This window comes from Neisseria sp. HMSC70E02 (assembly GCF_001838645.1).
In the GTDB taxonomy this organism is placed as follows: Bacteria; Pseudomonadota; Gammaproteobacteria; order Burkholderiales; family Neisseriaceae; genus Neisseria; species Neisseria macacae.
The window spans coordinates 67,626-93,500 of record NZ_KV838125.1; the positions used below are offsets into that span (position 1 = coordinate 67,626).

20 protein-coding genes, 1 other RNA gene and 1 pseudogene are annotated in these 25,875 nt (G+C 53.6%); 15 read left to right on the forward strand and 7 right to left on the reverse strand.

The genetic code is table 11. The features are described 5' to 3' along the window. Window positions 1-248 precede the first annotated feature (248 nt). Together gyrA and gshA are read right to left on the reverse strand one after the other, a co-directional pair. Window positions 249-3,023 (reverse strand): DNA gyrase subunit A, encoded by a 2,775-nt coding sequence (gene gyrA / locus HMPREF3277_RS11730; protein ID WP_003765478.1) that lies wholly within the window; start codon window positions 3,021-3,023, stop codon window positions 249-251. A 265-nt stretch (window positions 3,024-3,288) separates the two neighbouring features. Next, window positions 3,289-4,641 (reverse strand): glutamate--cysteine ligase, encoded by a 1,353-nt coding sequence (gshA, locus tag HMPREF3277_RS11735; RefSeq protein ID WP_070871215.1) that lies wholly within the window; start codon window positions 4,639-4,641, stop codon window positions 3,289-3,291. A 267-nt stretch (window positions 4,642-4,908) separates the two neighbouring features. Between gshA and leuC the strand changes: the two genes are divergently transcribed. The 10 genes from leuC to HMPREF3277_RS11780 all read left to right on the forward strand — a co-directional run bounded on the left by leuC (window position 4,909) and on the right by HMPREF3277_RS11780 (window position 12,048). Beyond that, the gene (gene leuC / locus HMPREF3277_RS11740) at window positions 4,909-6,318 is read left to right on the forward strand and encodes a 3-isopropylmalate dehydratase large subunit (protein ID WP_070871216.1); all 1,410 of its coding nucleotides are present in this window, start codon (window positions 4,909-4,911) and stop codon (window positions 6,316-6,318) included. Between the two features lie 124 nt (window positions 6,319-6,442). After that, window positions 6,443-6,664 carry a hypothetical protein gene (locus HMPREF3277_RS11745; RefSeq protein WP_070871217.1) on the forward strand — a complete coding sequence of 74 codons (222 nt, stop codon included), beginning with the start codon at window positions 6,443-6,445 and terminating at the stop codon, window positions 6,662-6,664. Window positions 6,665-6,772: 108 nt separating this feature from the next. After that, on the forward strand, window positions 6,773-7,138 hold the full coding sequence (locus HMPREF3277_RS11750) for a VOC family protein (protein ID WP_070871218.1): 366 nt from the start codon (window positions 6,773-6,775) through the stop codon (window positions 7,136-7,138). Between the two features lie 55 nt (window positions 7,139-7,193). Beyond that, entirely contained in the window at window positions 7,194-7,835 is a 642-nt protein-coding gene (gene leuD, locus HMPREF3277_RS11755) for a 3-isopropylmalate dehydratase small subunit (RefSeq protein WP_003742170.1), read from the forward strand. A gap of 104 nt (window positions 7,836-7,939) precedes the next feature. Next, window positions 7,940-8,608, forward strand: a complete 669-nt coding sequence (locus HMPREF3277_RS11760) for a DUF2625 domain-containing protein (protein ID WP_070871219.1) — start codon at window positions 7,940-7,942, stop codon at window positions 8,606-8,608. 37 nt (window positions 8,609-8,645) lie between these two features. After that, window positions 8,646-9,107, forward strand: a complete 462-nt coding sequence (locus HMPREF3277_RS11765) for a NanQ anomerase/TabA/YiaL family protein (protein WP_003765492.1) — start codon at window positions 8,646-8,648, stop codon at window positions 9,105-9,107. A 99-nt stretch (window positions 9,108-9,206) separates the two neighbouring features. Next, a complete protein-coding gene (locus tag HMPREF3277_RS15755; protein WP_003765453.1) occupies window positions 9,207-9,338 on the forward strand; it encodes a hypothetical protein in 132 nt (43 codons plus the stop codon). 10 nt (window positions 9,339-9,348) lie between these two features. Then, window positions 9,349-10,419, forward strand: coding sequence for a 3-isopropylmalate dehydrogenase (gene leuB / locus HMPREF3277_RS11770; protein ID WP_003761586.1), 1,071 nt, complete (start codon window positions 9,349-9,351; stop codon window positions 10,417-10,419). Window positions 10,420-10,768: 349 nt separating this feature from the next. Then, window positions 10,769-11,332: a YceI family protein gene (locus HMPREF3277_RS11775; protein ID WP_070871220.1), complete on the forward strand. Its 564-nt coding sequence runs from the start codon at window positions 10,769-10,771 to the stop codon at window positions 11,330-11,332. 149 nt (window positions 11,333-11,481) lie between these two features. Further along, the gene (locus HMPREF3277_RS11780; protein ID WP_070871221.1) at window positions 11,482-12,048 is read left to right on the forward strand and encodes a peptidylprolyl isomerase; all 567 of its coding nucleotides are present in this window, start codon (window positions 11,482-11,484) and stop codon (window positions 12,046-12,048) included. Between the two features lie 213 nt (window positions 12,049-12,261). Here the strand turns inward: HMPREF3277_RS11780 and HMPREF3277_RS11785 are convergent, their stop codons facing one another. Continuing rightward, complete coding sequence (locus HMPREF3277_RS11785) at window positions 12,262-13,653, reverse strand: nucleobase:cation symporter-2 family protein (RefSeq protein ID WP_070871222.1); 1,392 nt, start codon at window positions 13,651-13,653, stop codon at window positions 12,262-12,264. 379 nt (window positions 13,654-14,032) lie between these two features. On the opposite strand from HMPREF3277_RS11785, the gene dapA reads away from it, so the two are divergent. Next, entirely contained in the window at window positions 14,033-14,914 is an 882-nt protein-coding gene (gene dapA, locus HMPREF3277_RS11790; RefSeq protein ID WP_070871223.1) for a 4-hydroxy-tetrahydrodipicolinate synthase, read from the forward strand. Window positions 14,915-14,986: 72 nt separating this feature from the next. After that, window positions 14,987-16,114 carry an outer membrane protein assembly factor BamC gene (gene bamC, locus HMPREF3277_RS11795; RefSeq protein ID WP_003761577.1) on the forward strand — a complete coding sequence of 376 codons (1,128 nt, stop codon included), beginning with the start codon at window positions 14,987-14,989 and terminating at the stop codon, window positions 16,112-16,114. 936 nt (window positions 16,115-17,050) lie between these two features. On the opposite strand, the gene HMPREF3277_RS11800 is transcribed toward bamC, so the two are convergent. After that, window positions 17,051-20,884 (reverse strand): DUF3683 domain-containing protein, encoded by a 3,834-nt coding sequence (locus tag HMPREF3277_RS11800; RefSeq protein WP_070871224.1) that lies wholly within the window; start codon window positions 20,882-20,884, stop codon window positions 17,051-17,053. Between the two features lie 333 nt (window positions 20,885-21,217). Between HMPREF3277_RS11800 and ffs the strand changes: the two genes are divergently transcribed. Then, window positions 21,218-21,314: signal recognition particle sRNA small type (ffs, locus tag HMPREF3277_RS11805), an RNA gene on the forward strand. Window positions 21,315-21,462: 148 nt separating this feature from the next. Here ffs and HMPREF3277_RS11810 read toward each other — a convergent pair. The 3 genes from HMPREF3277_RS11810 to folB form a co-directional block, all read right to left on the reverse strand. Then, on the reverse strand, window positions 21,463-22,344 hold the full coding sequence (locus HMPREF3277_RS11810; RefSeq protein ID WP_070871225.1) for a DMT family transporter: 882 nt from the start codon (window positions 22,342-22,344) through the stop codon (window positions 21,463-21,465). Window positions 22,345-22,483: 139 nt separating this feature from the next. Further along, the gene (locus HMPREF3277_RS11815; protein ID WP_003760014.1) at window positions 22,484-23,017 is read right to left on the reverse strand and encodes an NUDIX hydrolase; all 534 of its coding nucleotides are present in this window, start codon (window positions 23,015-23,017) and stop codon (window positions 22,484-22,486) included. A 156-nt stretch (window positions 23,018-23,173) separates the two neighbouring features. Then, window positions 23,174-23,524 carry a dihydroneopterin aldolase gene (folB, locus tag HMPREF3277_RS11820; RefSeq protein ID WP_070871226.1) on the reverse strand — a complete coding sequence of 117 codons (351 nt, stop codon included), beginning with the start codon at window positions 23,522-23,524 and terminating at the stop codon, window positions 23,174-23,176. A gap of 56 nt (window positions 23,525-23,580) precedes the next feature. On the opposite strand from folB, the gene plsY reads away from it, so the two are divergent. Both plsY and HMPREF3277_RS11830 read left to right on the forward strand, forming a co-directional pair. After that, window positions 23,581-24,192, forward strand: coding sequence for a glycerol-3-phosphate 1-O-acyltransferase PlsY (gene plsY, locus HMPREF3277_RS11825; protein WP_070871227.1), 612 nt, complete (start codon window positions 23,581-23,583; stop codon window positions 24,190-24,192). Window positions 24,193-24,355: 163 nt separating this feature from the next. Then, window positions 24,356-25,807 (forward strand): annotated as a pseudogene (locus HMPREF3277_RS11830) (patatin-like phospholipase family protein). Window positions 25,808-25,875: the final 68 nt, after the last annotated feature.

Genomic DNA, 25,875 nt, shown 5'->3' on the forward strand with positions numbered 1-25,875 from the left:
CGCCTTGTTCTGATTTAAATTTAATCCACTATATCAATAAATTATCGAAAATCTGAAAGAAGGCTGAGACAGGGCGGGTATATTAAAAAACCAATTTTGAAACCATTTGGTTTATTGCCTGCTCAACCACTCTTTCTATTGAAATAGAAACGATGAACAGGCAATCGTTCAGCCGATATTCTTAATATCGTGAAACCTATCGTTTCAGACGCCCCTGCCAATCGGCTCCGGTCAATCGGAAGCTTGATTTACGCTTCGCCACCTTCAATATCCGATACGGTGTTCTCGGCTTCATTGCCTTCCGGATTTTCCGCCTCGGGATTTTCATCTTCCGCTTCTTCGGCAACACGTTCCAGCGATACCAAGGTTTCGCCTTCGTCCAGATTAATCAGGCGTACGCCTGCTGCGGCGCGGCCGGTTTCGCGGATTTGTTGGACTTTGGTACGGATGAGGACGCCGCCGCTGGTAATCAGCATTAGGTCATCGGTTTCGCCGACTAGGGTTGCAGCGACCAAATCGCCGTTGCGCTCGCCGGTGTTGATGGCGATATTGCCTTGTCCACCTTTGTTTTTGCGGCTGTAATCGGCAATCGGGGTACGTTTGCCGTAGCCGTTGGCGGTGGCGGTCAGCACTTGCAAATCGCTTTGAGCGGCTTCGGGGGCAAAGGTAATCAGGCTGACGATTTTGCCGTCGGCAGGCAGGCGCATACCGCGCAGGCCGCCGCTGCCGCGACCGGACGGACGGACGCCATGTTTGCCGCTTGGCAGGGCATTTTCGTTGTCGGCGGTTTCGTCTTCGAGGTCGTCTGAAATCTCGGTTTCGATGTCGGCATCTTCCGCTTCGTCGTTACCAGATTTTTCCCAGTATTCGTTGAAGCGGATGGCTTTACCCAAGTTGGAGAACAGCATGATGTCGTCCGAGCCGCTGGTTTGCGCGGCGCCGACGAGGTAGTCGCCTTCTTTGAGCGCGATGGCTTTGATGCCTTGGCTGCGGACGTTTTTGAAGGCGGAAAGCTGGACTTTTTTTACCATGCCTTGTGCGGTGGCGAAGAAGACGTATTGGTCTTCGGGGAACTCGCGCACGGCGAGGATGGCGCTGACTTTTTCGCCTTCTTCCAACTGGATAACGTTGTTAATCGGACGGCCGCGGCTGTTGCGTCCGCCTTCGGGCAGTTTGTAAACCTTAATCCAGTGGCACTTGCCGAGGTTGGTGAAACACATCAAATAGTCATGCGTGTTCGCAACGAACAGGGTTTCGATGAAGTCTTCGTCTTTGGTGGCCGCCGCCTGTTTGCCGCGCCCGCCGCGACGCTGCGCCTGATAGTCGGTGGTCGGCTGGGTTTTGATATAGCCACCGTGAGTCAGGGTAACGACCATTTCGCGTTGCGGAATCAGGTCTTCATCGGCAATGTCGCCGCCGAACGGGTTGATTTCGCTGCGGCGTTCGTCGCCGAAATTGGTTTTGGTTTCTTCCAATTCTTCGCGGATGATTTGGGTGATGCGTTCCGGTTTCGCCAAAATGTCCAAAAAGTCGATGATTTTTGCCATGATGTTTTTATAATCGCCGACGATTTCTTCTTGGTCGAGGCCGGTCAGGTTGCGCAGACTCATGCGCAGAATGGCGTCGGCTTGGATTTCGCTCAAATAATAGCCTTGTTCCTGCAAGCCGAGATTGGCGGGCAGACCTTCGGGACGCGCCATGCGCAGGTCGAGGTCGGTACGGCTCAACATGTCTTCCACCAAACCGCTGCGCCATGCGCGGGACAGCAGTTTTTCTTTGGCTTCAGGCGCATCGGCGGATTCTTTGATGAGGCGAATCATCTCGTCGATATTAGACAGGGCGACGGCTTTACCTTCGGCGATATGGCCTTCATGACGCGCTTTTTTCAAGCGGAACAAGGTGCGGCGGGTAACGACTTCGCGACGGTGGCGCAGGAATTCTGCCAAAATCTGTTTCAGGTTCAACAGGCGCGGCTGACCGTCAACCAAAGCAACCATGTTGATGCCGAAACTGTCTTGAAGCTGGGTGAGTTTATAGAGTTGGTTTAAAACGACTTCGGCGTTTTCGTTACGTTTCAATTCGATAACGACGCGCATACCGGATTTATCGGATTCGTCGCGCAGGTCGGATACGCCTTCCAACGTTTTTTCGCGCACCAGTTCGCCGATTTTTTCCACCAGCTTGGCTTTGTTCACCTGATACGGAATTTCGTCGATGATAATGGCTTCGCGTTCGCCGTTTTTGCCTATGGGTTCGATATGGGTTTTACCACGCATGACGACGCGGCCGCGGCCGGTTTTATAGCCTTCGCGCACGCCGCTCAAGCCGTAGATGGTTGCGCCGGTCGGGAAATCGGGGGCTTGGAGAATATTGATTAATTCGTCGATTTCGGTTTCGGGTTCGTCCAAAAGACGAAGACAGGCATTGATGGTGTCAGTGAGATTGTGCGGCGGGATGTTGGTCGCCATACCGACGGCAATACCGGACGAGCCGTTGACCAACAGCGCGGGAAAGCGGGTCGGCAACACCAGCGGCTCGTGTTCGCTGCCGTCGTAGTTCGGGCCGAAATTGACGGTTTCTTCTTCGATGTCCGCCAGCATTTCGTGGGCGATTTTCGCCATGCGGATTTCGGTATAACGCATGGCCGCGGCACCGTCGCCGTCAACCGAACCGAAGTTGCCCTGACCGTCGATTAAGACGTAGCGCATCGAAAAATCCTGCGCCATGCGCACGATGGTGTCGTAAACCGCGGAATCGCCGTGCGGATGGTATTTACCGATGACGTCGCCGACGATACGCGCCGATTTTTTGTAGGCGGCATTCCAGTTGTTTTTCAGCTCGTGCATGGCGTAAAGCACGCGGCGGTGTACCGGCTTCAAACCGTCGCGCACATCGGGCAGCGCGCGGCCAACAATCACGCTCATGGCGTAATCGAGATAGCTTTTGCGCATTTCGTCTTCAAGGCTGACGGGCAGGGTTTCGAGTGCGAATTTATGGTCGTTGCGGATAGTTGCGTCGGTCATGGTTTTCTTTATTTCGTATGGCAAAAATAGATGGGAATTTTAGCATAAAACCGTGCTTTTCGGGCTTTTTGCATTCCTTTCGAATCATATGGCGAATAAACTGATTTTTCGCCACAGCTGCCGTACTGTCCGTACCGTCCGCGACTTGTTGCTTTAATGGTTGTCTGCTATTCCTACCTGCCCACATAAAAAAAGGTCGTCTGAAAACCTGAACTATGGCTTTCAGACGACCTTTACCATTTTAAATAATCAAACCAAACGCGCTTTACGGGGCGGTTTGTTCCAACTCAAGCGCGGCGGCAAGCAGCGACAGGCGCGCCATTACGCCGTAAACGTAGAGGCGGTTGTGCTCGTTGTCCACGTCGCAGTCTTTTTCGGAACGCGGCATACCGAGCGAGTCCCATTCTTCGAATACGCGTTTGCAGGCTTCGGGGGCTTCTTGGGAGTTGTCGCCGCTGCCGGTGGGGATGCTGTTGGACAGCGGGACGAACACCATGCCGTCGGCGTTGAGGTTTTCGTCCGCGCCACGCCCTTCGTGTACGCGGAAGAAGCCGCCGATAACAAAACGGTCCATCATATAAACGACGGGTTCGCACACGGCGCCGTTCATGGTTTCATAGGTATAAATGCCTTCTTGGACAATCACTTCGCTGACTTCCAAGCCTTCTTTCACCTTCGCCATCTTGTTGCGGTTTTTGCGGTTCAGTCCGCGCACTTCGTCGGCGGATTTGACGCTCATTACGCCCATGCCGTAAGTACCTGCGTCGGCTTTGACAATCACGAAAGGCTGGTCGGTAATGCCCAATTCGCCGTATTTGGCTTGAATCTTCGCCAGCACGCGCTCTACCGCTTCCGCCAACGCGTCTTCGCCTTCGCGCTCTTGGAAGTCCAAACCGCCGATTTTTTCGAAATACGGGTTAATCTGCCATTCGTCGATGTCAATCAGCTTGGCAAATTCAGCAGCGACTTGGTTGTATGCGCTGAAATGTTCTGTTTTGCGGCGCGTCGTCCAACCTCCGTGCAGCGGAGGCAATACGGTTTGGCTGATGTCTTTGAGAATATCGGGAACACCGGCGGACAAGTCGTTGTTCAACAAGACGACGCAAGGCGAGAAACCGTCTGCAAGATGGACGCGCTCGCGGGTACGCAATAAAGGTTCCAGCAGGATTTTATCGCTCAGCGCGGTTTCAAACTCGGTCGGTTCGGTAACTTCCGGATTCAGGCTGCCCAAACGGACTTCATACCCTGCCGAGCGCAAAATCTCGCTGAGTGCGTAAACGTTTTGCAGGTAGAATGTGTTGCGGGTATGGTTTTCAGGAATAATCAACACGGATTTTGCCGTTTCGCAGGCGCGCTGTACCGCATCTTGCGCCGCCACTGCCGCCAGCGGGATGAAATTCGGATTCAGGTTGTTGAAACCGCCGGGAAACAGGTTCATATCAATAGACGAAATTTTGTAACCGGCATTGCGGATGTCAACCGAACCGTAAAACGGCGGGCGGTGTGCGTTCCATTGCGAACGGAACCATGCTTCGATTTTGGCGTGGTTGCACAAGATTTTCGCTTCAAACGCCTGAAGTTGCGACAGATGTTCGGCAGCCATAACCGGTAATTTCATTCTCTATACCTCTGTTGTCGGATGTGGGATACGGATGGAAATGATAGTGCTTTTTTAGGCGGTACGACAAGCATTGTTTCAAATAAAATACCTCTTTTTGTCAACAATTCTACAATTTGTCTAATTTTTAAAAGTTATTTTTAGGTTTTTATGTGAAAAAGTAGAAATTAGACAAATTTCTATTGCGCTACCCCTGCAAAAAGCCTAAAATCCGCCCATCAAAACAAACCATCTACTCCTATTATTAATAAGCAAAGATAACCCATCATGAGCGCACAAACCCTCTACGACAAACTTTGGAACAGCCACGTCGTCCGCGAAGAAGAAGACGGCACTGTCCTACTCTACATCGACCGCCATTTAGTGCACGAAGTCACCAGCCCGCAGGCATTTGAAGGTCTAAAAATGGCGGGGCGCAAGCTGTGGCGTATCGACAGCGTTGTCTCCACCGCCGACCACAACACCCCGACCGGCGATTGGGACAAAGGCATCCAAGACCCGATTTCCAAGCTGCAAGTCGATACTTTGGACAAAAATATCAAAGAGTTCGGCGCACTCGCCTACTTCCCGTTCATGGATGAAGGTCAGGGCATCGTTCATGTCATGGGCCCGGAACAAGGCGCAACCCTGCCCGGCATGACCGTCGTCTGCGGCGACTCGCACACCTCTACCCACGGCGCATTCGGCGCGCTGGCACACGGTATCGGTACTTCCGAAGTCGAACACACCATGGCAACCCAGTGCATTACCGCGAAAAAATCCAAATCCATGCTGATTGCCGTTGAGGGTCGTCTGAAACCGGGCGTTACCGCCAAAGACGTCGCCCTCTACATTATCGGACAAATCGGCACGGCAGGCGGCACGGGCTATGCCATCGAGTTCGGCGGCGAAGCCATCCGCAGCCTCTCTATGGAAGGCCGCATGACCCTGTGCAACATGGCGATTGAAGCAGGAGCGCGCTCCGGCATGGTTGCCGTCGATCAAACCACCATCGACTATGTCAAAGACAAACCCTTCGCACCCAAAGGCGAAGCGTGGGACAAAGCCGTCGAATACTGGCGCACGCTGGTTTCCGACGAAGGCGCAGTATTCGACAAAGAATACCGTTTCAAAGCCGAAGACATCGAACCACAAGTAACATGGGGCACATCGCCTGAAATGGTTTTGGACATCAGCGGCAAAGTACCGAATCCTGCCGAAGAAACCGATCCCGTCAAACGCAGCGGCATGGAACGCGCCCTCGAATACATGGGCTTGGAAGCCGGCACACCGCTGAACGAAATCCCCGTCGACATCGTATTCATCGGCTCCTGCACCAACAGCCGCATCGAAGACTTGCGCGAAGCCGCCGCCGTCGCCAAAGGCCGTAAAAAAGCCGACAACGTACAGCGCGTGTTAATCGTTCCCGGTTCCGGTCTGGTTAAACGACAGGCGGAACAGGAAGGCTTGGACAAAATCTTCATCGACGCCGGTTTCGAATGGCGTGAACCGGGCTGCTCGATGTGCCTCGCCATGAACGCCGACCGCCTGACTCCGGGCCAACGCTGTGCCTCCACTTCCAACCGCAACTTCGAAGGCCGCCAAGGCAACGGCGGGCGCACGCACCTTGTCAGCCCTGCTATGGCTGCTGCCGCTGCGGTAAACGGTAAATTTACCGACATCCGTACCATGGCATAATCTTTCAGACGACCCCATCAATAGAGGTCGTCTGAAAACAATACATTGCTCAAGCAAATTTTCCCATTGTTGCGCAAAACGTCTGAAACCTTTTCAATCATTTATCACCTGAAAGGAATCCATTATGAAAAAAATTTTTGCATTGGCTGCCGCAGCCTTCATCTTGTCTGCCTGTTCCAGCACTTGGTCCGGAGCGAAAGATGACACCAGCCGCAACTGGGATAAAACCAAAGAAACTGCCGAGCACGTAGCCGACAAGACCGAGGAAGCCGTTAAAAAAGGCGGCAATGCCGTAGGTCGCGGAATGAGCAATGTAGGCAACAAAATCGAAGCCGCTACCGAATAAACCGGCAGCTGAGGTCGTCTGAAAATCCAACCCCTTTTTTCAGACGACCTCTAACCCTACATTAGTAATACAACTGAAATTTTCAGCATTCCATGCAAAGAAAGAACCATGAGTAACCCGTCAAGCTGGTTTGGCATTCATGCCCAAGATTTGGATCGAGCCAAAGCGTTTTACGAATCCGTCTTCGGCAAACCTTTGCAAGACATCGGCGGTAACGGCTTCCGTTTCATCATTTTCCCAGCCGATTACACGCAACACGGCACTGCCGGCATGATTTGGCACGACAGCAACGCCCAACCCGGCCACGGCGGCACAACCATTTTCTTCAATTGTCCGGATTGTACCGAGACCGCAGAAAAAGCCGTTTCAGCAGGCGGAAAATTGTTGCAGGGGAAATTCCCCATCGCCAACGGCTTTGCCGCCTTTATCGAAGATACCGAAGGCAACCGAATCGGTTTGCACAGCACACGTTAATTCAACCCGCCAAACAACCATCATTTTTTTCACATTATTCCTATAAGAACCTGACATGAAAGCCTTTACCAAAATCACCGCCATCGTCGCCCCGCTCGACCGCAGCAACGTCGATACCGACGCCATCATCCCCAAACAATTTTTAAAATCCATCAAACGGAGCGGCTTCGGTCCCAATGCCTTTGACGAATGGCGTTACCTCGACCACGGCGAACCGGGCATGGACAACAGCAAACGCCCGCTGAACCCCGATTTCTCGCTGAACCAGCCGCGTTACCAAGGCGCGCAAATCCTGTTGACTCGCAAAAACTTCGGCTGCGGCTCCTCGCGCGAACATGCTCCTTGGGCATTGGACGACTACGGTTTCCGCGCCGTTATCGCCCCCAGCTTCGCCGATATCTTCTTCAACAACTGCTACAAAAACGGCCTCCTGCCCATCGTGTTGACCGAAGAACAAGTCGACCAACTTTTCAAAGAAGTCGAGGCTAACGAAGGCTATCAGCTCTCCATCGACCTTGCCGAGCAAACCCTGACCACACCTAGCGGCGAGACGTTCAAATTCGACATTACCGAACACCGCAAACACTGCCTCTTAAACGGTTTGGATGAAATCGGCCTGACCCTGCAACACGCCGACGAAATCCGCGATTTCGAAGAAAAACGCCGCCAAAGCCAGCCTTGGCTGTTTAACGGTTAAAACAGCAGGCAGCCTGCAATCATTGTGCAGGCTGCCTGTTTTTTGTGCGTCAGACCGAATGCAGAGAATAGAAACCCGCTCCGCTCATTTTCAATTAGCCCCAAATGAAAACATTATCCGAACTCATTAATACTGCCGACCCCGCATGGCCGCTGATTCAAGAGTGGCTTACTGAAGCTGCCCATCCCGTAGAAATCCTGCTGCGCGATTCTGCCGCTGCAGAAGTCGAACTCTTAAAAACACAAGTAACAACACGTTCATTTATGGGTGCGGTCGTTTATGAAACCGGCGGCATCCTGATTGACGACGGCTGGTTGCAGATACTGGGTTCGGGCAGCGCAAAACTGCCTCGCGGGCTGGGAAGCTGGAATCTCGGACGCACCCAATCCGAACCTGCCGCGCCCGCGCCCTATTACCTGATTGCCGATGACGCCGCAGGCGGCTACTTTGCCATCAACGGCGGCGGATTGGACGGCACACCCGGCAATGTGTTCTACCTCCCGCCAGATACTCTCGAATGGGAAGATTGCGAAAAAGGCTATGGCGATTTTTTGCATTGGGCATTAGTAGGCGACCTGCAGATGTATTATGAAAACCTACGTTGGCAAAATTGGCGCGAAGAAATCCGCAATTTGAGTGGCGACAATGTTTATACGTTCTTTCCATTTTTATTTACCGAAGAAGGTGACGACATCGACCAAGTCAGCCGCAAGCCTATCCCCATTGCCGAACATTATGCTGCCACTTTAGATTTACAAAAAACCATCCAGTAAGGAATGCTTTTTCAGACGACCTTTCCAATCAAAAACCATGATTACCGACACCATCACCAACGCCGCTCGCTACGCCGCGCTGCACCCCGACTTTGCCGATGCCGTCCACCTGCTGCAAACGCTGGATTTCGCCGCCCTGCCCGACGGACAAGTGCCGTGCGCAAACCCCAATATCCGCCTTTTTGTCGGCAGCGAACCGATGAGGAGCAAAGCCGAAGCCAAGCCCGAAGCACATTTGAAACACATCGATATCCAAGTTCCTATCAGCGGGGAAGAAACCTACGGCTGGATAGACAGGGGTCGTCTGAAAAACGGTTTGGGCTACGACGAAAAGCGCGACATCGAATTTTTCGACTGTGAACCGGAAACCTGGCTCACGCTCCAACCGGGCGAGTTCGCCCTCTTCTTTCCCAACGACGCGCACGCCCCGTTGGTGGGCGACGAAAAGTCCATACGCAAAGCCGTCTTTAAAATCCGTATCGAAGCAGAACGCTACTGATTTCCTTCAACCCTTCGCAACTAATGTAAAACTTGGCTGCCCATCGCGTTCCCGAAGAATCCGCCCGCATGATTTCCAAGCGGCTTTCTCGATGCCGCAATGGTACAATCAGCCTCGTTCAAGCAAACCGACCTGCAAACAGACACAAAAGGTCGTCTGAAAACACCATCCTTACAAATGGAAAACGCTTTGCCGTTTTCAGACGACCTCCCCTTTTCCAAACCCTCATAAGGATTTTGCCATGACCAAACATATCGCCATCCTCCGAGGCGACGGCATCGGCCCCGAAATCGTCGCCGAAACCGTCCGCGTACTCGACAAACTCATCGCCCAAGGCTTGGACGCCAGCTACGAATACGCCCCACTAGGCGGCGAAGCCTACGACGAATACGGCCATCCCTATCCCGAATTCACACAAAACCTCTGCCGCAAAGCCGATGCCGTCCTGCTCGGCGCAGTCGGCAGCCCGCAATACGACAACCTCGACCGCCCGCTGCGCCCCGAACGCGGACTATTGGCCATCCGCAAAGACTTAAACCTGTTTGCCAACCTGCGCCCCGCCATCCTCTATCCCGAGCTTGCCAACGCCTCCACGCTCAAACCCGAAATCGTCGCAGGCCTCGACATCCTCATCGTGCGCGAACTCACCGGCGACATCTACTTCGGCGAACCGCGCGGCATCCGCGTTTTGGAAAACGGCGAACGCGAAGGCTACAACACCATGAAATACAGCGAAAGCGAAATCCGCCGCATCGCCCACGTCGCCTTCCAATCCGCCCAAAAACGCAGCAAAAAAGTCTGCTCCGTCGGCAAAGCCAACGTTTTGGAAACCACCGAACTCTGGCGCGAAATCTTTGAAGAAATCGGCAAACAATACCCCGACGTCGAACTCTCCCACATGTATGTGGACAACGCCGCCATGCAGCTCGTGCGCGCGCCCAAACAATTCGACGTCATCGCCACCGGCAACATCTTCGGCGACATCCTCTCCGACGAAGCCTCCATGCTGACCGGCTCCATCGGCATGCTGCCCTCCGCCTCGCTGGACGAAAACGGCAAAGGCCTGTACGAACCGTCACACGGCTCCGCTCCCGACATCGCCGGACAAAACAAAGCCAACCCGCTGGCCACCATCCTCTCGCTTGCCATGCTGCTGCGTTACAGCCTGAACGACGAAGCCCGCGCGCAACAAGTCGAAAGCGCCGTCCAAAAAGTGCTGCAACAAGGCTTGCGCACCGGCGATATTTACGAAGAAGGCACAAAACTCGTTTCCTGCTCCGAAATGGGCGACGCCGTACTCGCCGCCTTGTAAAAGGTCGTCTGAAAACCAAAAGCGCGGATAACTCCGCGCTTTTTTCATTAGAGCTGTCGACATTTAATTTTCCCGGTGGATTTTTGTTCACAAAGCGGAAAATTCAAGACGGAAACCGCAACAAGGTTGGAAACCTTGTGAGGATTTCCAACGCAGAAGATGCCGCTTTGTGGATAAAAAGACACGGAAACTATTGAATGTCGACAGCCCCTAGCATTGCCCTTCTTAGTTTTCAGACGACCCCATCATCAAATCCAAGTAAATCCACCGTTCACCCTTAAGAAATGATATGCATTCTTTCTTGTGTTAAGATAAACATCTTTACAACCTCATACAAAGGACAAGAATCATGAAAAAAATCATCTTCGCCGCACTCGCAGCAGCAGCCATCGGTACAGCCTCGGCCGCCACCTACAAAGTGGACGAATACCACGCCAACGCCCGTTTCGCAATCGACCACTTCAACACCAGCACCAACGTCGGCGGCTTCTACGGTCTGACCGGCTCCGTCGATTTCGACCAAGCCAAGCGCACCGGCAAAATCGACATCACCATCCCCGTCGCCAACCTGCAAAGCGGTTCGCAACACTTCACCGACCACCTGAAATCCGCCGACATTTTTGATGCCGCCAAATACCCGAACATCCATTTCGTTTCCACCAAATTCAACTTCAACGGCAAAAAACTGCTCTCCGTTGACGGCAACCTGACCATGCACGGCAAAACCGCCCCCGTCAAACTCAAAGCCGAAAAATTCAACTGCTACCAAAGCCCGATGGCGAAAACCGAAGTTTGCGGCGGCGACTTCAGCACCACCATCGACCGCACCAAATGGGGCGTGAACTATCTGGTTGATGCAGGTATGACCAAAAACGTCCGCATCGACATCCAAATCGAAGCTGCCAAACAATAAGCCGCTGCGCAACACAAAAGGTCGTCTGAAAACAAAGTTTGCTGTATCCGTTTTCAGACGACCTTAAAATATTTCACAACGCCTTTTAGAGATTTCACATAAAATCCGCGATAATAACGTTTGATTTTCACACTACGAGAAACACTCAAATGAACAAAACCCTCAAACTCACTTTCGCCGCCCTTGCCCTTGCCGCAGCCTTCAACGCCCAAGCCGAGACACGCGCTGTCATCGAAACCAATATGGGCAATATCAACCTGTCGCTCGACGAAACCAAAGCGCCCAAAACCGTCGCCAACTTCGTCAGCTACGCGCGCAAAGGCTTTTACGACAACACCGTTTTCCACCGCGTTATCGACGGCTTTATGATTCAAGGAGGCGGCTTTACCCCGGACCTTGCCCAAAAAGCCACAGATAAAGCCGTCATCAACGAAGCGGACAACGGCTTAAAAAACACTGTCGGCACCATCGCCATGGCGCGTACCGGCGATCCTAATTCCGCCACCAGCCAGTTCTTCATCAACACTGCCGACAATACATTCCTCAACTTCAAAAACAAAACCCCGCAAGGCTACGGCTATACCGTCTTCGGCAAAGTAACCTCGGGCATGGATGTCGTACGCCAAATCAGCAAAACGCCGACTGAAACACGCGGCTTCCATCAAAACGTCCCCGTCAAACCGGTTATCATCAAGCGCGTCACCATCGGCAAATAAATTATAGTGGATTAAAATTGCAATGATACGGCGTTGCCAACGCCCTTATGTACTACCCGTACACGGCGGGCGTTGCCGCCTTGTCTCATTTTTATTTTAATCCACTATACAAAAACCGACTTCTTTGACAGAATACGGTTTCAATTCAAGCCCGATATAAAAGGTCGTCTGAAAATCAAATTTTCAGACGACCTTTTTATTTATGCTTGAAACTTAATGTTCCAGCCCCTCGGTATCGATTTTGACGACTTTGTCGGTTTTATCCTCCGGCAAAAGCAGGTTCAGGATAACTGCCGTAATGCCGCCGGCGGAAATGGAGTTTTGGAACAAGACTGGCAGGTTTTTAAACACTTCCGGTTCAAACGCCACGCCCAAGCCCAGACCGACCGAAGTCGCCGCGATCACCGCCTCGCGCCTGCGGATGCCGTGGCTGACCAAAATCCGCACGCCCGCAATCGCAATCAAGCCGAACATCAAGACCATCGCCCCGCCCAACACCGGACTCGGAATCGTCGTAAACGCGCGCCCGACAACGGGGAACAAACCCAGCAGCACCAAAATCACGGCAATATATTTGCCCACATGACGCGAAGCCACGCCGGTCATCTGAATCACGCCGTTGTTTTGCGCGAAGGTCGTCAGCGGCAGCGAACCCAAAGCCGTCGCAATCACCGATACCAAACCGTCCGCCAACACGCCGCCGCGCAGGCGTTTGGTGTATTCCTCGCCTTCAATCGGCTGGTCGGACACCATTGCCGTCGCAGTCAAATCGCCGACCGCCTCAAATACGCTCAACAGGAAAATCGCGCCCGCCACAATAAATGCGTGCCAGTCGAAAGCGAAACCATATTTAAACGGTACGGGCAGCGTAACCAGCGGCAGGTTTTGCAGCGCGGAAAAATCCACCTTGCCCAAAAACAGCGCGACAATGTAGCCGACAATCAGCCCAACTGCGATGCCGCTCATACGCAGCAGTGGATTTTTCATACAGTTGAATATCAGCACAATCAGCAACACCAGCGACGCCAGCCCCAAATTTTCCATCGAGCCGAATGTGCCGTTCGTCTTCGCGCCGAAGCCGCCGCCGAAATCGGTAATGCCGACGTGTACCAAACTCAAGCCAATCAGCATCACGACCACGCCGCTGACCGTCGGCGTAATCACTTTTTTCAAATACGGCAAAAGCCATGCCGAGAAACACACCAAAAACGCGCCGACAAACGATACGCCCAACAGCGTCGAAATCATCGCATCCTTAGTCAAACCGCCCTCTTTCATCCCCGCGCCGAGCGCAATCATGACGGTAACGAACGAGAAATTCACCGACTGGATAGACAACATCCCCGAACCAATCGGCCCGAAGCGGTTGACCTGCAAATAAGTGCCGACACCCGACGCAACCATCGCCATCGACACGAGATACGCCGTCATCTCCACCGGCAATTCCAGCGCACCGCCCACAATCAGCGCGGGCGTAATCATCGGCACAAAAATTGCCAGAAGATGCGTTATCGCGCTTAATAAGGCATTTCCGAATGGCGGTTTGTCTTCCAAACCGTACACCAAATCAGGCGAATCCGCCTGTTTTTTCATTGTTTCAGCCATTGCAGTCTTTCTATCCGTTGTCAAACGTTAAAAATTTTTAAGGAACGAAATTGTAGCGAATCAAAGATTCCTTATCAATTCCAATCCTCCAGTGCAAAAACATCTCCGGCTGCCCAAATTCGAATTTCTTTGAATTCCCGCGCCAGACAGTCCTTCATTTTTAGACGGCATTTATGCGCTTAACACATTTTAATTCTTGACAGCAATTCCACCGCTCAAAACCAATAATTTTATGATTATAAAAAATATTATTTATTAAGATATGATAGCCCTTAAGCCTTTAAACCAACCGTCCGGCCGATATGTTTCACACAAACAACAAAGTAAGCTACAATCCGAAGCATAATCGACCTCACACAATGAATAAAAAGGTTTCCGTATGTTACAAGGTAGCTTGGTTGCCCTGATTACACCCATGAATCAAGACGGCAGCATCCATTACGAACAACTCCGCGATTTGATCGACTGGCACATTGAAAGCGGTACCGACGGCATCGTCGCCGTCGGCACGACAGGCGAATCCGCCACCCTCTCCGTCGAAGAACATTTAAGCGTAATCGAAGAAACGGTCAAACACGTCAACAAACGCGTTCCCGTTATCGCCGGCACCGGCGCCAACAACACCCTCGAAGCCATCGCGCTCTCCCGCGCCGCCGAAAAAGCCGGTGCAGACTACACCCTTTCCGTCGTCCCCTATTACAACAAGCCCTCCCAAGAAGGTATTTACCAACATTTCAAAACCATCGCCGAATCCACCTCGATTCCGATGATTATCTACAACGTACCCGGCCGCACCGTCGTCAGCATGACCAACGACACCATCCTGCGCCTTGCCAAAATCCCGAATATCGTCGGCGTCAAAGAAGCCAGCGGCAACATCGGCAGCAATCTCGAATTAATCAAACACGCGCCCGAAGGTTTCACCGTCCTTTCCGGCGATGATCCTACCGGCCTGCCCTTCATGCTCTGCGGCGGGAAAGGCGTCGTAACCGTTGCCGCCAATGTCGCCCCCAAACTCTTCGCCGATATGTGCCGCGCCGCCCTTGCAGGCGATATTGCGACCGCTCGTCAATTAAATGACCGCCTGATTCCGATTTATAACACTATGTTCTGCGAACCAAGCCCTGCCGCGCCCAAATGGGGCATCTCCGCATTGGGCAAATGCGAACCTTATGTCCGCCTGCCGCTCGTCCCCCTGACCGAAGCCGGACAGGCAAAAGTCCGCGCCGCATTGCAAGAATCCGGACAACTCACCGCATAAACCGCAAAGGTCGTCTGAAAACCGTTTTCAGACGACCTGCCGTTAACCCATCACATCCCACAGGAAACCAATATGACCTATATGAAACCTGTCGTCGTAGCAATCGCCCTGATCAGCATGACTGCCTGTTCGGGCAACAAAAAAGACCTGCCTAAGCTGGACTACCAAACCCAGACACGCAAAATCGTCAAATTAGAAGTACCGCCTGATTTGAACAACCCCGATCAAGGCAACCTCTATCAAATACCCGCAGGCAGCGGCGCCGTCCGCGCCAGCGACCTGAGCCGCCGCACATCGGCAACCCAACAGGCCGCCAACTCCGAAGTCCTCAAATCCGTCAAAGGCGTCCGTTTGGAGCGCGACGGCAACCAACGCTGGATTGAAGTCCAAGGCAAATCCCCTGCTGAAATTTGGCCTCTGTTGAAAGCATTCTGGCAAGAAAACGGCTTCGACATCAAATCCGAAGAACCCGGCATCGGCCAAATGGAAACCGAATGGGCGGAAAACCGCGCCAAAATCCCGCAAGACGGCCTGCGCCGCCTCTTGGACAAAGTCGGCATGGGCGGCATCTATTCCACCAGCGAGCGCGATAAATTCATCATCCGCATCGAACAAGGCAAAAACGGCACGACCGACGTCTTCTTCGCCCACAAAGGCATGAAAGAAGTTTACGCCGACAAGAAAAAAGACACGACCATGTGGCAGCCTGCTGCCAACGACCCCAACCTTGAAGCTGCCTTCCTCGCACGCTTCATGCAATACTTGGGCGTCGATCAGCAACAAGCTGAAAACGCGCTGACCCAAAGCGTTGCCAAACGCAGCGGCAGCGAATTGGCACGAATCGACGGCAACACCCTGCTCGTCTCCGGCGACTACGGCCGCAACTGGCGACGCACCGCGCTTGCCCTCGACCGCATCGGCTTGAATGTCTTGGGTCAAAACATCGAACGCCACGCCTTCTTGGTTCAACAGGCACCTAACGAAAGCGACGCCGTTTCCACGAAAAAACCGGGCTTCTTCGGCCGTATGCTGGGCAAAGGCAAAAAAGTTGAGAAACCGGCTGCCTACCCCGAGATCATCGTATTCGTCGAGCCAGTCAACGGCGGTTCGCGCATCAGCCTCTTGAACAAAGACGGCAGCGCATACAAAGGCAGCGATGCCTCTACGCTCCTCAGCCGCCTGCATACAGAACTGCGTTAAGCAATCTGATGTCACAACAGGTCGTCTGAATTTGAATCTAAACTGCGCCTCAAATCTCGGACGCTCGTAAAAGCCTATTTGGGCGCTCCCTATTAAGCCGGGTTCTGCATAAACAGGACTCGGCTTTTTCCATCTCAAATTGCAACGCTCCCGTTTGCAACAATCCATACAACCATCTACCTGCTTCATCCGCCTTTAAGCAGTATCATGCTGTTCGGGATATCACGCTACTCGTTGCTTCAACGGCAACCTGCCCTTCCCTATCTGGCGGGGTATTTAGCATGTTCTGATTATGAGAAGAGGTCGTCTGAAACCAAATTTTCAGTTTCAGACGACCTTTTACCGTATCAGCAACCTTGTCCCTTCCCCCGTCCTGCGGGGGAAGGTTAGGATGGAGGTGGCTTCGCGGCTTTAGGCAAAATCAAATTGGTGCAGCCCGTAAAGCCACCCTCTCCCCAACCCTCTCCCCAACCCTTTCCCGCCGGACGGGAGAGGGGGCAGGTTGCGCGTCGTGGCATAGATTTCTGTCTGGCTACCGTCATTCCCGCCCCCGCCTACGCATAGTGGATTAAATTTAAATCAGGACAAGGCGCCGAAGCCGCAGACAGTACAGATAGTACGGCACCGATTCACTTGGTGCTTCAGCACCTTAGAGAATCGTTTTCTTTGAGCTAAGGCGGGGCAACGTCGTACTGGTTTAAAGTTAATCCACTATAAAAATGCACCCTGACGGCTGGAGGGTACAGCCGTCAGGGTGCCATTCAAACTGCTTTCATCTGCTTAAAACGTAGGGGTCGTCTGAAAATCGGGTTGACTGTTCGGCGCATCGCATCAAGGTCTGGCAAACTCTTCTCCAACCTTCCAAAGTCTCTCCGCCGATTTAATGAATGACGGTTTTCAGACGACCTTTGAGGTCGTCTGAAAACCATACAAGCCTTACAGCAACACTTTCTCCACGCCGCCGTTGTTGGCTTTTTTCACAAACTCGTCCAGCCAGTTTTCGCCGAGGATATGTTTCGCCATTTCGATGACGATGTAGTCGGCGGGCATGTCGTTGTCGTCGGCGTAGCGGCTCAGTCCTTGCAGGCAGGCGGGGCAGGTGGTGAGCATTTTGACGGGTTCGCCTTGCGGCAGTTCTTTGAGGTTTTTCTCGATTTCTTCCTGTTTGCGGAATTTGACTTGGGTGGCGATGTCGGGGCGTTTGACGGCGAACATGCCGGATTCGCCGCAGCAGCGGTCGCTTAAGACGACTTTCTGCCCCATGAGGCTGCTTGCCATTTGGGTGGCATTCATGGTTTTGATGGGTGTGTGGCAGGGGTCGTGGTAGAGGTATTGCTGACCTTTCACGCCGTTTAGTTTCACGCCTTTTTCGAGCAGGTATTCGTGGATGTCGATGATGCGGCAGCCGGGGAAGATTTCTTCGAAGCGGTATTTTTCGAGCTGGTCGTAGCAGGTGCCGCAACTGACGACGACGGTTTTGATGTCGAGGTAGTTGAGGGTGTTCGCCATGCGGTGAAAGGCGACGCGGTTGTTGGTGCTCATTTGTTCGGCTTTTGCCTTGTTGCCGCCCGCGTCCTGCGGATAGCCGCAACACATATAGCCGGGCGGCAGGACGGTTTGTACGCCGACGTGCCAAAGCATGGCTTGGACGGCGAGTCCGATTTGGCTGAACAGGCGTTCGGAACCGCAGCCAGGGAAGTAGAACACGGCTTCGGCATCTTCGGGCGCAGCGGGGTTGCGGATGATGGGGATGCTTTTGTCGTCTTCGATGCCGAGCATGGAGCGTGGTGTTTTGGCGGGCACGCTTTTGGGCAAAGGACGGTTGATGAAGTGGATGATTTGTTCTTTGACCGGTGCGGTGCCGACGGTGGCTTTGGGTTCGGCTTTTTGTTTTTGGGTGCCGATTGGAAGAAGTTTGCCGATTTTGTAGGCGAAGTTCTGCGCGGGAAAGCCGGTCTGTATCATGGCGGCGCGCAAGGCTTTGATGGTTTTCGGGCCGGTGGCGTTCAAAAATGCCATGCCCATCGATGCGGCAGGCGCGAAGCGTTTGTGGCCGGAGTCGGCAAGGTAGTTGCGGATGGCTACGGTTACGTCGCCGAAGTCGATGTTGACCGGGCAGGGTTTGACGCAACGGTGGCATACGGTGCAGTGGTCGCCGATGTCCATGAGTTCTTCGAAGTGTTTGATGGAAACGCCGCGGCGGGTTTGTTCTTCGTATAAGAAGGCTTCGGTCAAGAGCCCCACACCGAGGATTTTGTTGCGCGGGCTGTACAGCAGGTTGGCGCGCGGGACGTGGGTGGAGCAGACAGGTTTGCATTTGCCGCAACGCAGGCAGTCTTTGACGGAATCGGCGATGGTGCCGAGGTCTGATTTTTCCATAATCAGCGATTCCGCGCCCAACAGCTCGAAAGACGGCGTGTAGGCGTTGCGTAAGTCCGAGCCTTTCATCAGTTTGTGACGGTTGAAGGTGTGTTTGGGGTCGACTTGGTTTTTGTAGTCCCAAAACGGCTGCAAATCTTCATCGGTCAGAAATTCGAGCTTGGTGATGCCGATGCCGTGTTCGCCGGAAATCACGCCGCCGAGCGAGCGGGCGAGCTTCATGATGCGTTCGACCGAGCGGTAGGCGGTCTGAAGCATTTGGGCGTCGTCTGAATTGACGGGGATGTTGGTATGGACGTTGCCGTCGCCGGCGTGCATATGCAGGGCGACGAAGACACGCCCGCGCACGGTTTTGGCGTGGATTTTGCCCAAGCCTTCGATGATTTTGGTGTCGGTTTTGCCGCTGAAGATTTCGGCGAGCGGTTTCATTACGTCTTCTTTGACGGACACGCGCAGGCGGAAATCGCGGAAGGCGGTGAAACAGCTCTCGTCGTCTTTGGCTTCGGGCGCGGCATGGACGGCTGCGCCGTAGCGGGCTTTGTAGTCGGCAAGCGGCGTATCCAGATGGGCGAGCAACCAGTCCCAACGCTCTTTGACGGCGGAAACGTGGGCAAGGGCGTGTTTGCCGCGTTCGCCCAAAAGTTCGGCGGTCGGCAGGTCAGTGCCCATTTTGTCGATGGGGAGTTTGCCCGAAAGATATTGCTCCAATGCGGCGCACAGGGTGAGTTTGTTTTGGATGGAAAGCTCGATGTTGATGCGTTCGATACCGTCCGAATACTCGCCCAGCCGCTCCAGCGGAATCACCACGTCTTCGTTGATTTTAAAGGCGTTGGTGTGCTTGGCGATGGCGGCGGTGCGGCTGCGGTCGAGCCAGAAGGTTTTGCGCGCTTCGGGCGACACGGCGATAAAGCCTTCGCCGTCGCGGGCACGGGCAAGTTCGCAGATGTGTTCGGCGGCGGCCTGTACGGCGGCTTCGTCGTCTGAAACCACGTCCGCCAGCAAGACCATTTTCGGCCGCCCCTTACCCGCTGCTTTGGTGGCGTAGCCGACGGCGCGGACATAACGCCAGTCCAAATGTTCCAAACCCGCCAGCCGCACGCTGTCGTGGGCAAGCAGGAAATCGCGGATTTCGACGATAGAAGGCGTGGCGGTGGCGACCGTACCGAAAAACTCCATACACACGGTGCGCGTGTGTTTCGGCATTTTATGTAACACGAAGGCGACGCTGGTAATGATGCCGTCCGTGCCTTCTTTTTGCACGCCGGGCAGACCGCTCAAGAATTTGTCGGTAACGTCTTTGCCCAAGCCGACTTTGCGGAATTTGTGGCCGGGGATTTCCAAGCGTTCGGTTTTAACGATATTGAGGCCGTCTGAATCCAGTGTGTGAACGTCGAACACGGCGGTTTCTTCGTCGTGGATTTTGCCGAAATTGTGGCGCACGCGCTCGATGCGCAGCCATTCGCCCTGCGGGTTGACCATCTGCCAGTAGGCGAGGTTGTCCAACGCCGTCCCCCACAACACGGCTTTTTTACCGCCCGCGTTCATCGCGACATTGCCGCCCACGCAGGACGCATCGGCGGAAGTCGGATCGACGGCGAACACCAAACCCGCCTGATGCGCGGTTTCTTCTACCCGCCGCGTTACCACGCCCGCGCCGCAATGGATAATCGGATGTTTGCCGTCCAAGCCCGCCAGTTCGACAAATTCGACGCCGCGATGCTTGTCCAGCTTTTCCGTATTGATGACTGCGCTCATCGCATCCAAAGGCACGGCGCCGCCGGTATAACCCGTGCCGCCGCCGCGCGGGATAATGACCAAATCCAGCTCGATTAAGGCGCGCACCAAAGGCGCGACTTCCGCCTCCGTATCGGGATTGACGACGACAAACGGATATTCGACGCGCCAGTCGGTCGCATCGGTAACGTGCGTTACCCGCGCCAGACCGTCAAACATAATATTGTGCGGCTTGGTGATTTTGCTCAAACGTTCCAAAATCTGCCGCCGTTTTTGGCGCGTTTCGTCAAAACTGCCGTCAAAACGCTCGACCGCCTTTTCCGCCGCCGCCACCAATACATCGACTTGCGGATTGTCGTCGCGGCGTTTGCGGATTTCGTTCAACCGGTGGCGCATTTCCCGCACCAGCGCGGCGCGGCGTTTCGGATGCTCCAGCAAATCATCGACCAGATACGGATTGCGCACGACCACCCAAATATCGCCCAACACTTCAAACAACATCCGCGCCGAACGCCCCGTCCTGCGCTGTCCGCGCAAGTCTTGCAGAATCTGCCACGCCTCATCGCCCAACAGGCGGATGACGATTTCGCGGTCGGTGTAGGAAGTATAGTTGTAGGGAATTTCCCGAATACGCTGCGGGGCGGTAGTCGTGGTCATGGTGGCGGTGTGTCCGTATGATTATTGGTACGGCGAAACTGCGGAAAGCTGCGGCATGATTTCGCCGTATTTTTATGAAAAGGTCGTCTGAAAGTGCATCTTCAACGAAATTAAAATGATTTTCGAGACAATCAGACAACTCGTTGGAAAAGCGATAATGTAGTTTAAATTCCGATGTTTTTCAACGGAAAAGGCGAAAAATGTTTCGATAGGAATAATTTTCAAAAAGGCAAATATTGTTGACAATTTAAAGGTAAAAAGACTTTTCAGACGACCTTCTACGCCGCCGCGCTTGAGTTTTCCCGTAAAACAGTTATAATGCCACTCTCTTGCGGCGGGTCTCCCCGCATGGTAATTCGGAACACCGGGTCAGGGGCGGAAGCCAGCAGCCCACTCCGATGCGTCAGTGCCGGGGGTCTGGCTCGCCACCCTATTAAAAAACACCGAAGATTAATTGGTCTTCGGTGTTTTTGCTTTTGCAGAATCTGGGATTGGGGAAAGGTCGTCTGAAAATCTATTGAATGCACCTACTCGAATAACGGCAAGTCATCGCATCCGTTTGTGACGGTAAGGCAACATCAAGCATTTTTCTCGTTGGCACGCCCTAAGTAAATAGCAGTCAGGGTCAACACGGCGCCGCTCCATTGGAGGGCGTTAATCGGTTTATCCAACCAAAAATAGTCGATAAGCAAGGCGGCGACAGGTTCGGAGAGCAACAGCAGTCCGGTCAGCGAGAATGACAATAAGGGAATGGCGTAGGCTATCATGCCCCATGCGAAACACTGCATCACCGCGCCGTAAATCAATACCAGCCCGATATCGCGCATGGTGGCGGGATAGAGGGCATGGCTGTCAAACAGGATGGACGGAATGATGAGGGATAACGCGCCGCCAAAGCTCAAAATCATCATCATCGGGAACAAGGAAGTTTTCTCGATTTGGTGGGTTTTGTGGATACACACCATAGACAATGCGAGCATCCCGCCCGAAGTGATGCCGCTGATAAAGCCCCAGACGGCGTTGCCGTTGTGTCCGAACTCAGGGCTGCCGATAAGGGCGACGCCGCTGATGGCGAGAATGAGGCTGAACATTTGTGGTTTGCTCAAGCGTTCGCCGAAAAAGAAGAAACCGATGGCGGAGAGGAAAAATATCTGCAAGCTGTTGAGCAAGGTGGAAATACCGGGGCCGACGGCGTGTATGCTTTCGTGCCACAGCGACAGGTCAAATGCCAGAAACACGCCGGAGAGCATGGCGGTGTAGATGGCTTTTCTTCTTTTGGGCAACTTTTGCCCAAAGAGTCGCGACAGCAGCCAAAAAATCACCGCCGCTATCGCCAACCGCCAAAATGCGATAGCGTAAGAACCGACGTCGACAAATTTGACAATCAAGCTGCCCAGTCCGAAAACGACGCAGCCGACGACCAGCAAAGGGGCGGCATGCGAATAATGCGGCTTATTCATAACGCTCTCTATTCTCTTTGTTTTATAGTGGATTTGAAATCGTCGGTTTTATAGGTATTGCTCTCCAGCCGGTTTACAGAAAGGTCGTCTGAAAACGTGCAACCTGCTTTTCAGACGACCTTTTTACCTTCTTTTCACATCAATCCTGCATCAGCCAATATTGCAGGCCAATTAGGGTTTTGCCGTCTTTGATTTCGTTGTGTGCCAAAGCGGTGCGGGCTTCTTCCTTGCTCATCAGGACGGTTTCGGTGATTTCGTCTTCATCGTTGCTCAGAGTGCTGCCGAGGCGCACGCCTTCTGCTTGGTAGAAGTACATTTTTTCGTCGCAGAAGCCGATGGCGGTGTAGAAGCTGCTGATGAGTTTGACGCGGTCGGCGGTGTACGGGGTTTCTTCCGCCAGCTCGCGCAGGGCGCATTCGGCGGGGTCTTCGCCTGCATCGAGTTTGCCGGCGGGCAGCTCGAGCGTGGCAGCGTCTGCGGCGTAACGCCATTGGCGCACGAGTACGGCTTTGCCCTCTTCGGTAACCGCTAAAACGCAGGCCGCACCGGGATGACGGATGACGATGCGCTGGCTTTCGTTGCCGTTGGGCAGACGAACTTTGTCGCGGTTGATGGTAACAAATGAGCCTTGATAAATCGGCTCGCTGCTGAGTTTGGTTTCTTTCAAATCCATTTGCGTGTTCTCTTTGTAAAGTTTGATACGGGGTCGTCTGAAAATCAGGAATGGGTTTTAACTTCGTTGAAGCCGAGCTTTCAGACGACCTCTTGAGTCATGAAAAGGCTCGTCTGAAAAGAGCGAATCAGGTTTCGCTAAACCGTTTGTGCTGTTTTAAACCCTGCTGCGTTCGATTTCAATGCCGACTTCTTTGACATCGGGCAGGATGCCGGGTTTGATGATTTTGACGCGCACACTCAACGCGCCGAAATTGTCGAGGATGAGTTTGGCGATGTGTTCCGCCAATGATTCGAGCAAGAGGAAGCTTTGTTCGGCAAGGCTTGCCCTGACGGCTTCGCAGACTTCGCCGTAATGGACGGTATTGCCGATGTGGTCGTCTTGACCGCTTTGTTCGGGGATGCCGATGTCCAAATCCAAAATCAGGGTTTGGGGGCGTTCGCGTTCCCAGTCGTACACGCCGATTAAGGTGTTCGCCTTCATGCCGCGTAAAAAGATTTTGTCCATTTGCCTGCCTGTTTTTTTGATAAAATGAGCGTCCCATTTTAAGTAAAGCATCTGAAATGTTCAATGTATCCGCCGTTATCGCGGCTTATTTAATCGGTTCGCTGTCGTTTGCCGTCATTGTTTCCAAATATTACGGCATGGACGATCCGCGCACTTACGGCTCGGGCAACCCCGGCGCGACCAATGTTTTGCGCAGCGGCAAGAAAAAAGCGGCGGCGCTGACTTTGCTGGGCGACGCGCTCAAAGGTCTGGTGGCGGTGGTTTTGGCACGCTGCCTGCAAGATGCTTTGACTCTGTCGGACATCACCATAGCGGCGGTTGCCGTCGCCGCGTTGGTCGGACATATGTGGCCGCTGTTTTTCGGCTTCAAAGGTGGCAAGGGCGTGGCGACGGCTTTGGGCGTATTGCTGGCGCTTTCGCCTGCAACGGCTTTGGTTTGTGCGGCAATTTGGCTGGTGATGGCGTTCGGCTTTAAAGTGTCCTCGCTTGCCGCGCTCGCCGCCACCGTAGCCGCGCCGCTCGTTGCCTTCTGGCTGATGCCCTACTCTTCTTGGGCTTGGGCGACCGTCGTCATTGCCGTGCTGGTGTTGTACCGCCATAAAAGCAATATCCAAAACCTGCTTCAAGGCAAAGAAGGCAAAATCGGAGACAAGGCGGACAAGCCTTAAACCTGATTTTATTTTTCAGACGACCTGTCCGATTGCGGAATGAACCAAGGTCGTCTGAAAACCTTTCAATCTACGCTGCGGCATCGCCTTAACCCGCCGGCAGGTATCGAAAACCGATTTAATCCATTATAATCAAGCTCTTTTGTTTCACAACCAAACTTCCATGCCGAAACGCCCGTTCAAAACCGTCCTGACCGCCTTTACCTTGGCCGCGCTGTCTGCCTGCTCGCTGGTCAAGTATCAGCCTGTCGCCACCATCAATAAAATTGATATGAACCAAGGCTATCGTTTTGAAACCAGCCAGTTTCGGCGCGAAGAAGACGACACCTTCATCATCCTGATGCTCTCCGGCGGCGGCACGCGCGCGGCGGCGTTGGGCTACGGCGTGTTGGAACAGCTTCAACAGCAAAAAGTCACCATCGGCGGCAAAAGCAAGTCGCTGATGTCCAATGTCGATTTGGTGGTCGGCGTATCCGGCGGCTCCGTCCTCGCCGCCTACTTCGCGCTCAAAGGTGAAGAAACCATCCCCATGTTTTACAAGCTTTTCCTTCACCAAAACTTCCAACGCCAAGTCGTCAAACAAGCCTTCTCCATGACCAACCTGCCCCGCCTTGCCTCGCCCGAATATGGACGCGGCGACCTGTTGCAAGAGCAGTTTGAAAACCATCTTTTCGGCAAAACCACCTTCCGCGATTTGTAAAAATACGGCAAAGGCCCGTTCGCCATTATTTCCGCCACCGACATGGGAGCAGGCGAACGCCTGAACTTCACGCAAGAATACTTCGACCCTATGTGTATCGACTTGGGCGGTTTGCGCCTTGCCCGCGCCGTTGCCGCTTCCAGCGCAGTGCCCATGGTGTTCGCCCCGATTACCCTCAACAACAACGGCGGCAACTGCGGCTACACCCTGCCGCCGCAGCTGCAAATGACCGGCCTCGAGTCCCAAAAGCAGCGAAACGCCACCTATCAAGAGTTTAAAAACAGGTTCAACAAATACAGCGACAGCAAAACCCGACCCTACATCCACCTGATAGACGGCGGACTGACCGACAACCTCGGCATGCGCAGCCTCTTGGACATGACCGAAATCTATCCCGACAAAGTGTTGGAACAACAAATCCGCAGCCGCAACCTGCGACACATCGTCGTCATCAGCGTCAACGCCCAAAACCAAATCAGCAGCAATATGGACAAAACCGCCGCCGTCCCCGGATTCCGCGACGTCGTTACCGCCATCATCAACATCCCCATCGACCAATACACCCAAGAATCCCTGCGCCGCTTCCGCGCCTTTGTCGATCAACGTAACGAAGCCAACCAACAAAGCGGAGACGGAATTAGCTTCTCCTTCGTCAGCCTCAACCTCAAAGACCTGCCGCCCTCCGCGTTGCGCGACAAAGTGTTGAACATCCCCACCAGCTTCTACCTCCCGCCCGAAGACGTGGACAACCTGCGGACCGCCGCGGCGGAGCTGATGAAACAGTCCCAAGACTACCAAAAACTGCTGCAAGAATTTGCCGCACACCCCAACCCCGAAAGCATCTTCGCCGAGCCACCGCCACCCGATCCCAAAGACGGCAAAGCAGCCAAAAAACAAAACAAACCCATCCGATAACCACACCACAACCATTTCAGACGACCCATATAGTGGAGTAAATTTAAATCAGGACAAGGCGACGAAGC

Bases quoted from the DNA above. Each gene is read 5' to 3' on its own strand.
- gyrA (WP_003765478.1), bottom strand. From the start codon at position 3,023: ATGACCGACGCAACTATCCGCAACGACCATAAATTCGCACTCGAAACC.
- gshA (WP_070871215.1), bottom strand. From the start codon at position 4,641: ATGAAATTACCGGTTATGGCTGCCGAACATCTGTCGCAACTTCAGGCG.
- leuC (WP_070871216.1), top strand. From the start codon at position 4,909: ATGAGCGCACAAACCCTCTACGACAAACTTTGGAACAGCCACGTCGTC.
- HMPREF3277_RS11745 (WP_070871217.1), top strand. From the start codon at position 6,443: ATGAAAAAAATTTTTGCATTGGCTGCCGCAGCCTTCATCTTGTCTGCC.
- HMPREF3277_RS11750 (WP_070871218.1), top strand. From the start codon at position 6,773: ATGAGTAACCCGTCAAGCTGGTTTGGCATTCATGCCCAAGATTTGGAT.
- leuD (WP_003742170.1), top strand. From the start codon at position 7,194: ATGAAAGCCTTTACCAAAATCACCGCCATCGTCGCCCCGCTCGACCGC.
- HMPREF3277_RS11760 (WP_070871219.1), top strand. From the start codon at position 7,940: ATGAAAACATTATCCGAACTCATTAATACTGCCGACCCCGCATGGCCG.
- HMPREF3277_RS11765 (WP_003765492.1), top strand. From the start codon at position 8,646: ATGATTACCGACACCATCACCAACGCCGCTCGCTACGCCGCGCTGCAC.
- HMPREF3277_RS15755 (WP_003765453.1), top strand. From the start codon at position 9,207: ATGGTACAATCAGCCTCGTTCAAGCAAACCGACCTGCAAACAGACACA.
- leuB (WP_003761586.1), top strand. From the start codon at position 9,349: ATGACCAAACATATCGCCATCCTCCGAGGCGACGGCATCGGCCCCGAA.
- HMPREF3277_RS11775 (WP_070871220.1), top strand. From the start codon at position 10,769: ATGAAAAAAATCATCTTCGCCGCACTCGCAGCAGCAGCCATCGGTACA.
- HMPREF3277_RS11780 (WP_070871221.1), top strand. From the start codon at position 11,482: ATGAACAAAACCCTCAAACTCACTTTCGCCGCCCTTGCCCTTGCCGCA.
- HMPREF3277_RS11785 (WP_070871222.1), bottom strand. From the start codon at position 13,653: ATGGCTGAAACAATGAAAAAACAGGCGGATTCGCCTGATTTGGTGTAC.
- dapA (WP_070871223.1), top strand. From the start codon at position 14,033: ATGTTACAAGGTAGCTTGGTTGCCCTGATTACACCCATGAATCAAGAC.
- bamC (WP_003761577.1), top strand. From the start codon at position 14,987: ATGACCTATATGAAACCTGTCGTCGTAGCAATCGCCCTGATCAGCATG.
- HMPREF3277_RS11800 (WP_070871224.1), bottom strand. From the start codon at position 20,884: ATGACCACGACTACCGCCCCGCAGCGTATTCGGGAAATTCCCTACAAC.
- HMPREF3277_RS11810 (WP_070871225.1), bottom strand. From the start codon at position 22,344: ATGAATAAGCCGCATTATTCGCATGCCGCCCCTTTGCTGGTCGTCGGC.
- HMPREF3277_RS11815 (WP_003760014.1), bottom strand. From the start codon at position 23,017: ATGGATTTGAAAGAAACCAAACTCAGCAGCGAGCCGATTTATCAAGGC.
- folB (WP_070871226.1), bottom strand. From the start codon at position 23,524: ATGGACAAAATCTTTTTACGCGGCATGAAGGCGAACACCTTAATCGGC.
- plsY (WP_070871227.1), top strand. From the start codon at position 23,581: ATGTTCAATGTATCCGCCGTTATCGCGGCTTATTTAATCGGTTCGCTG.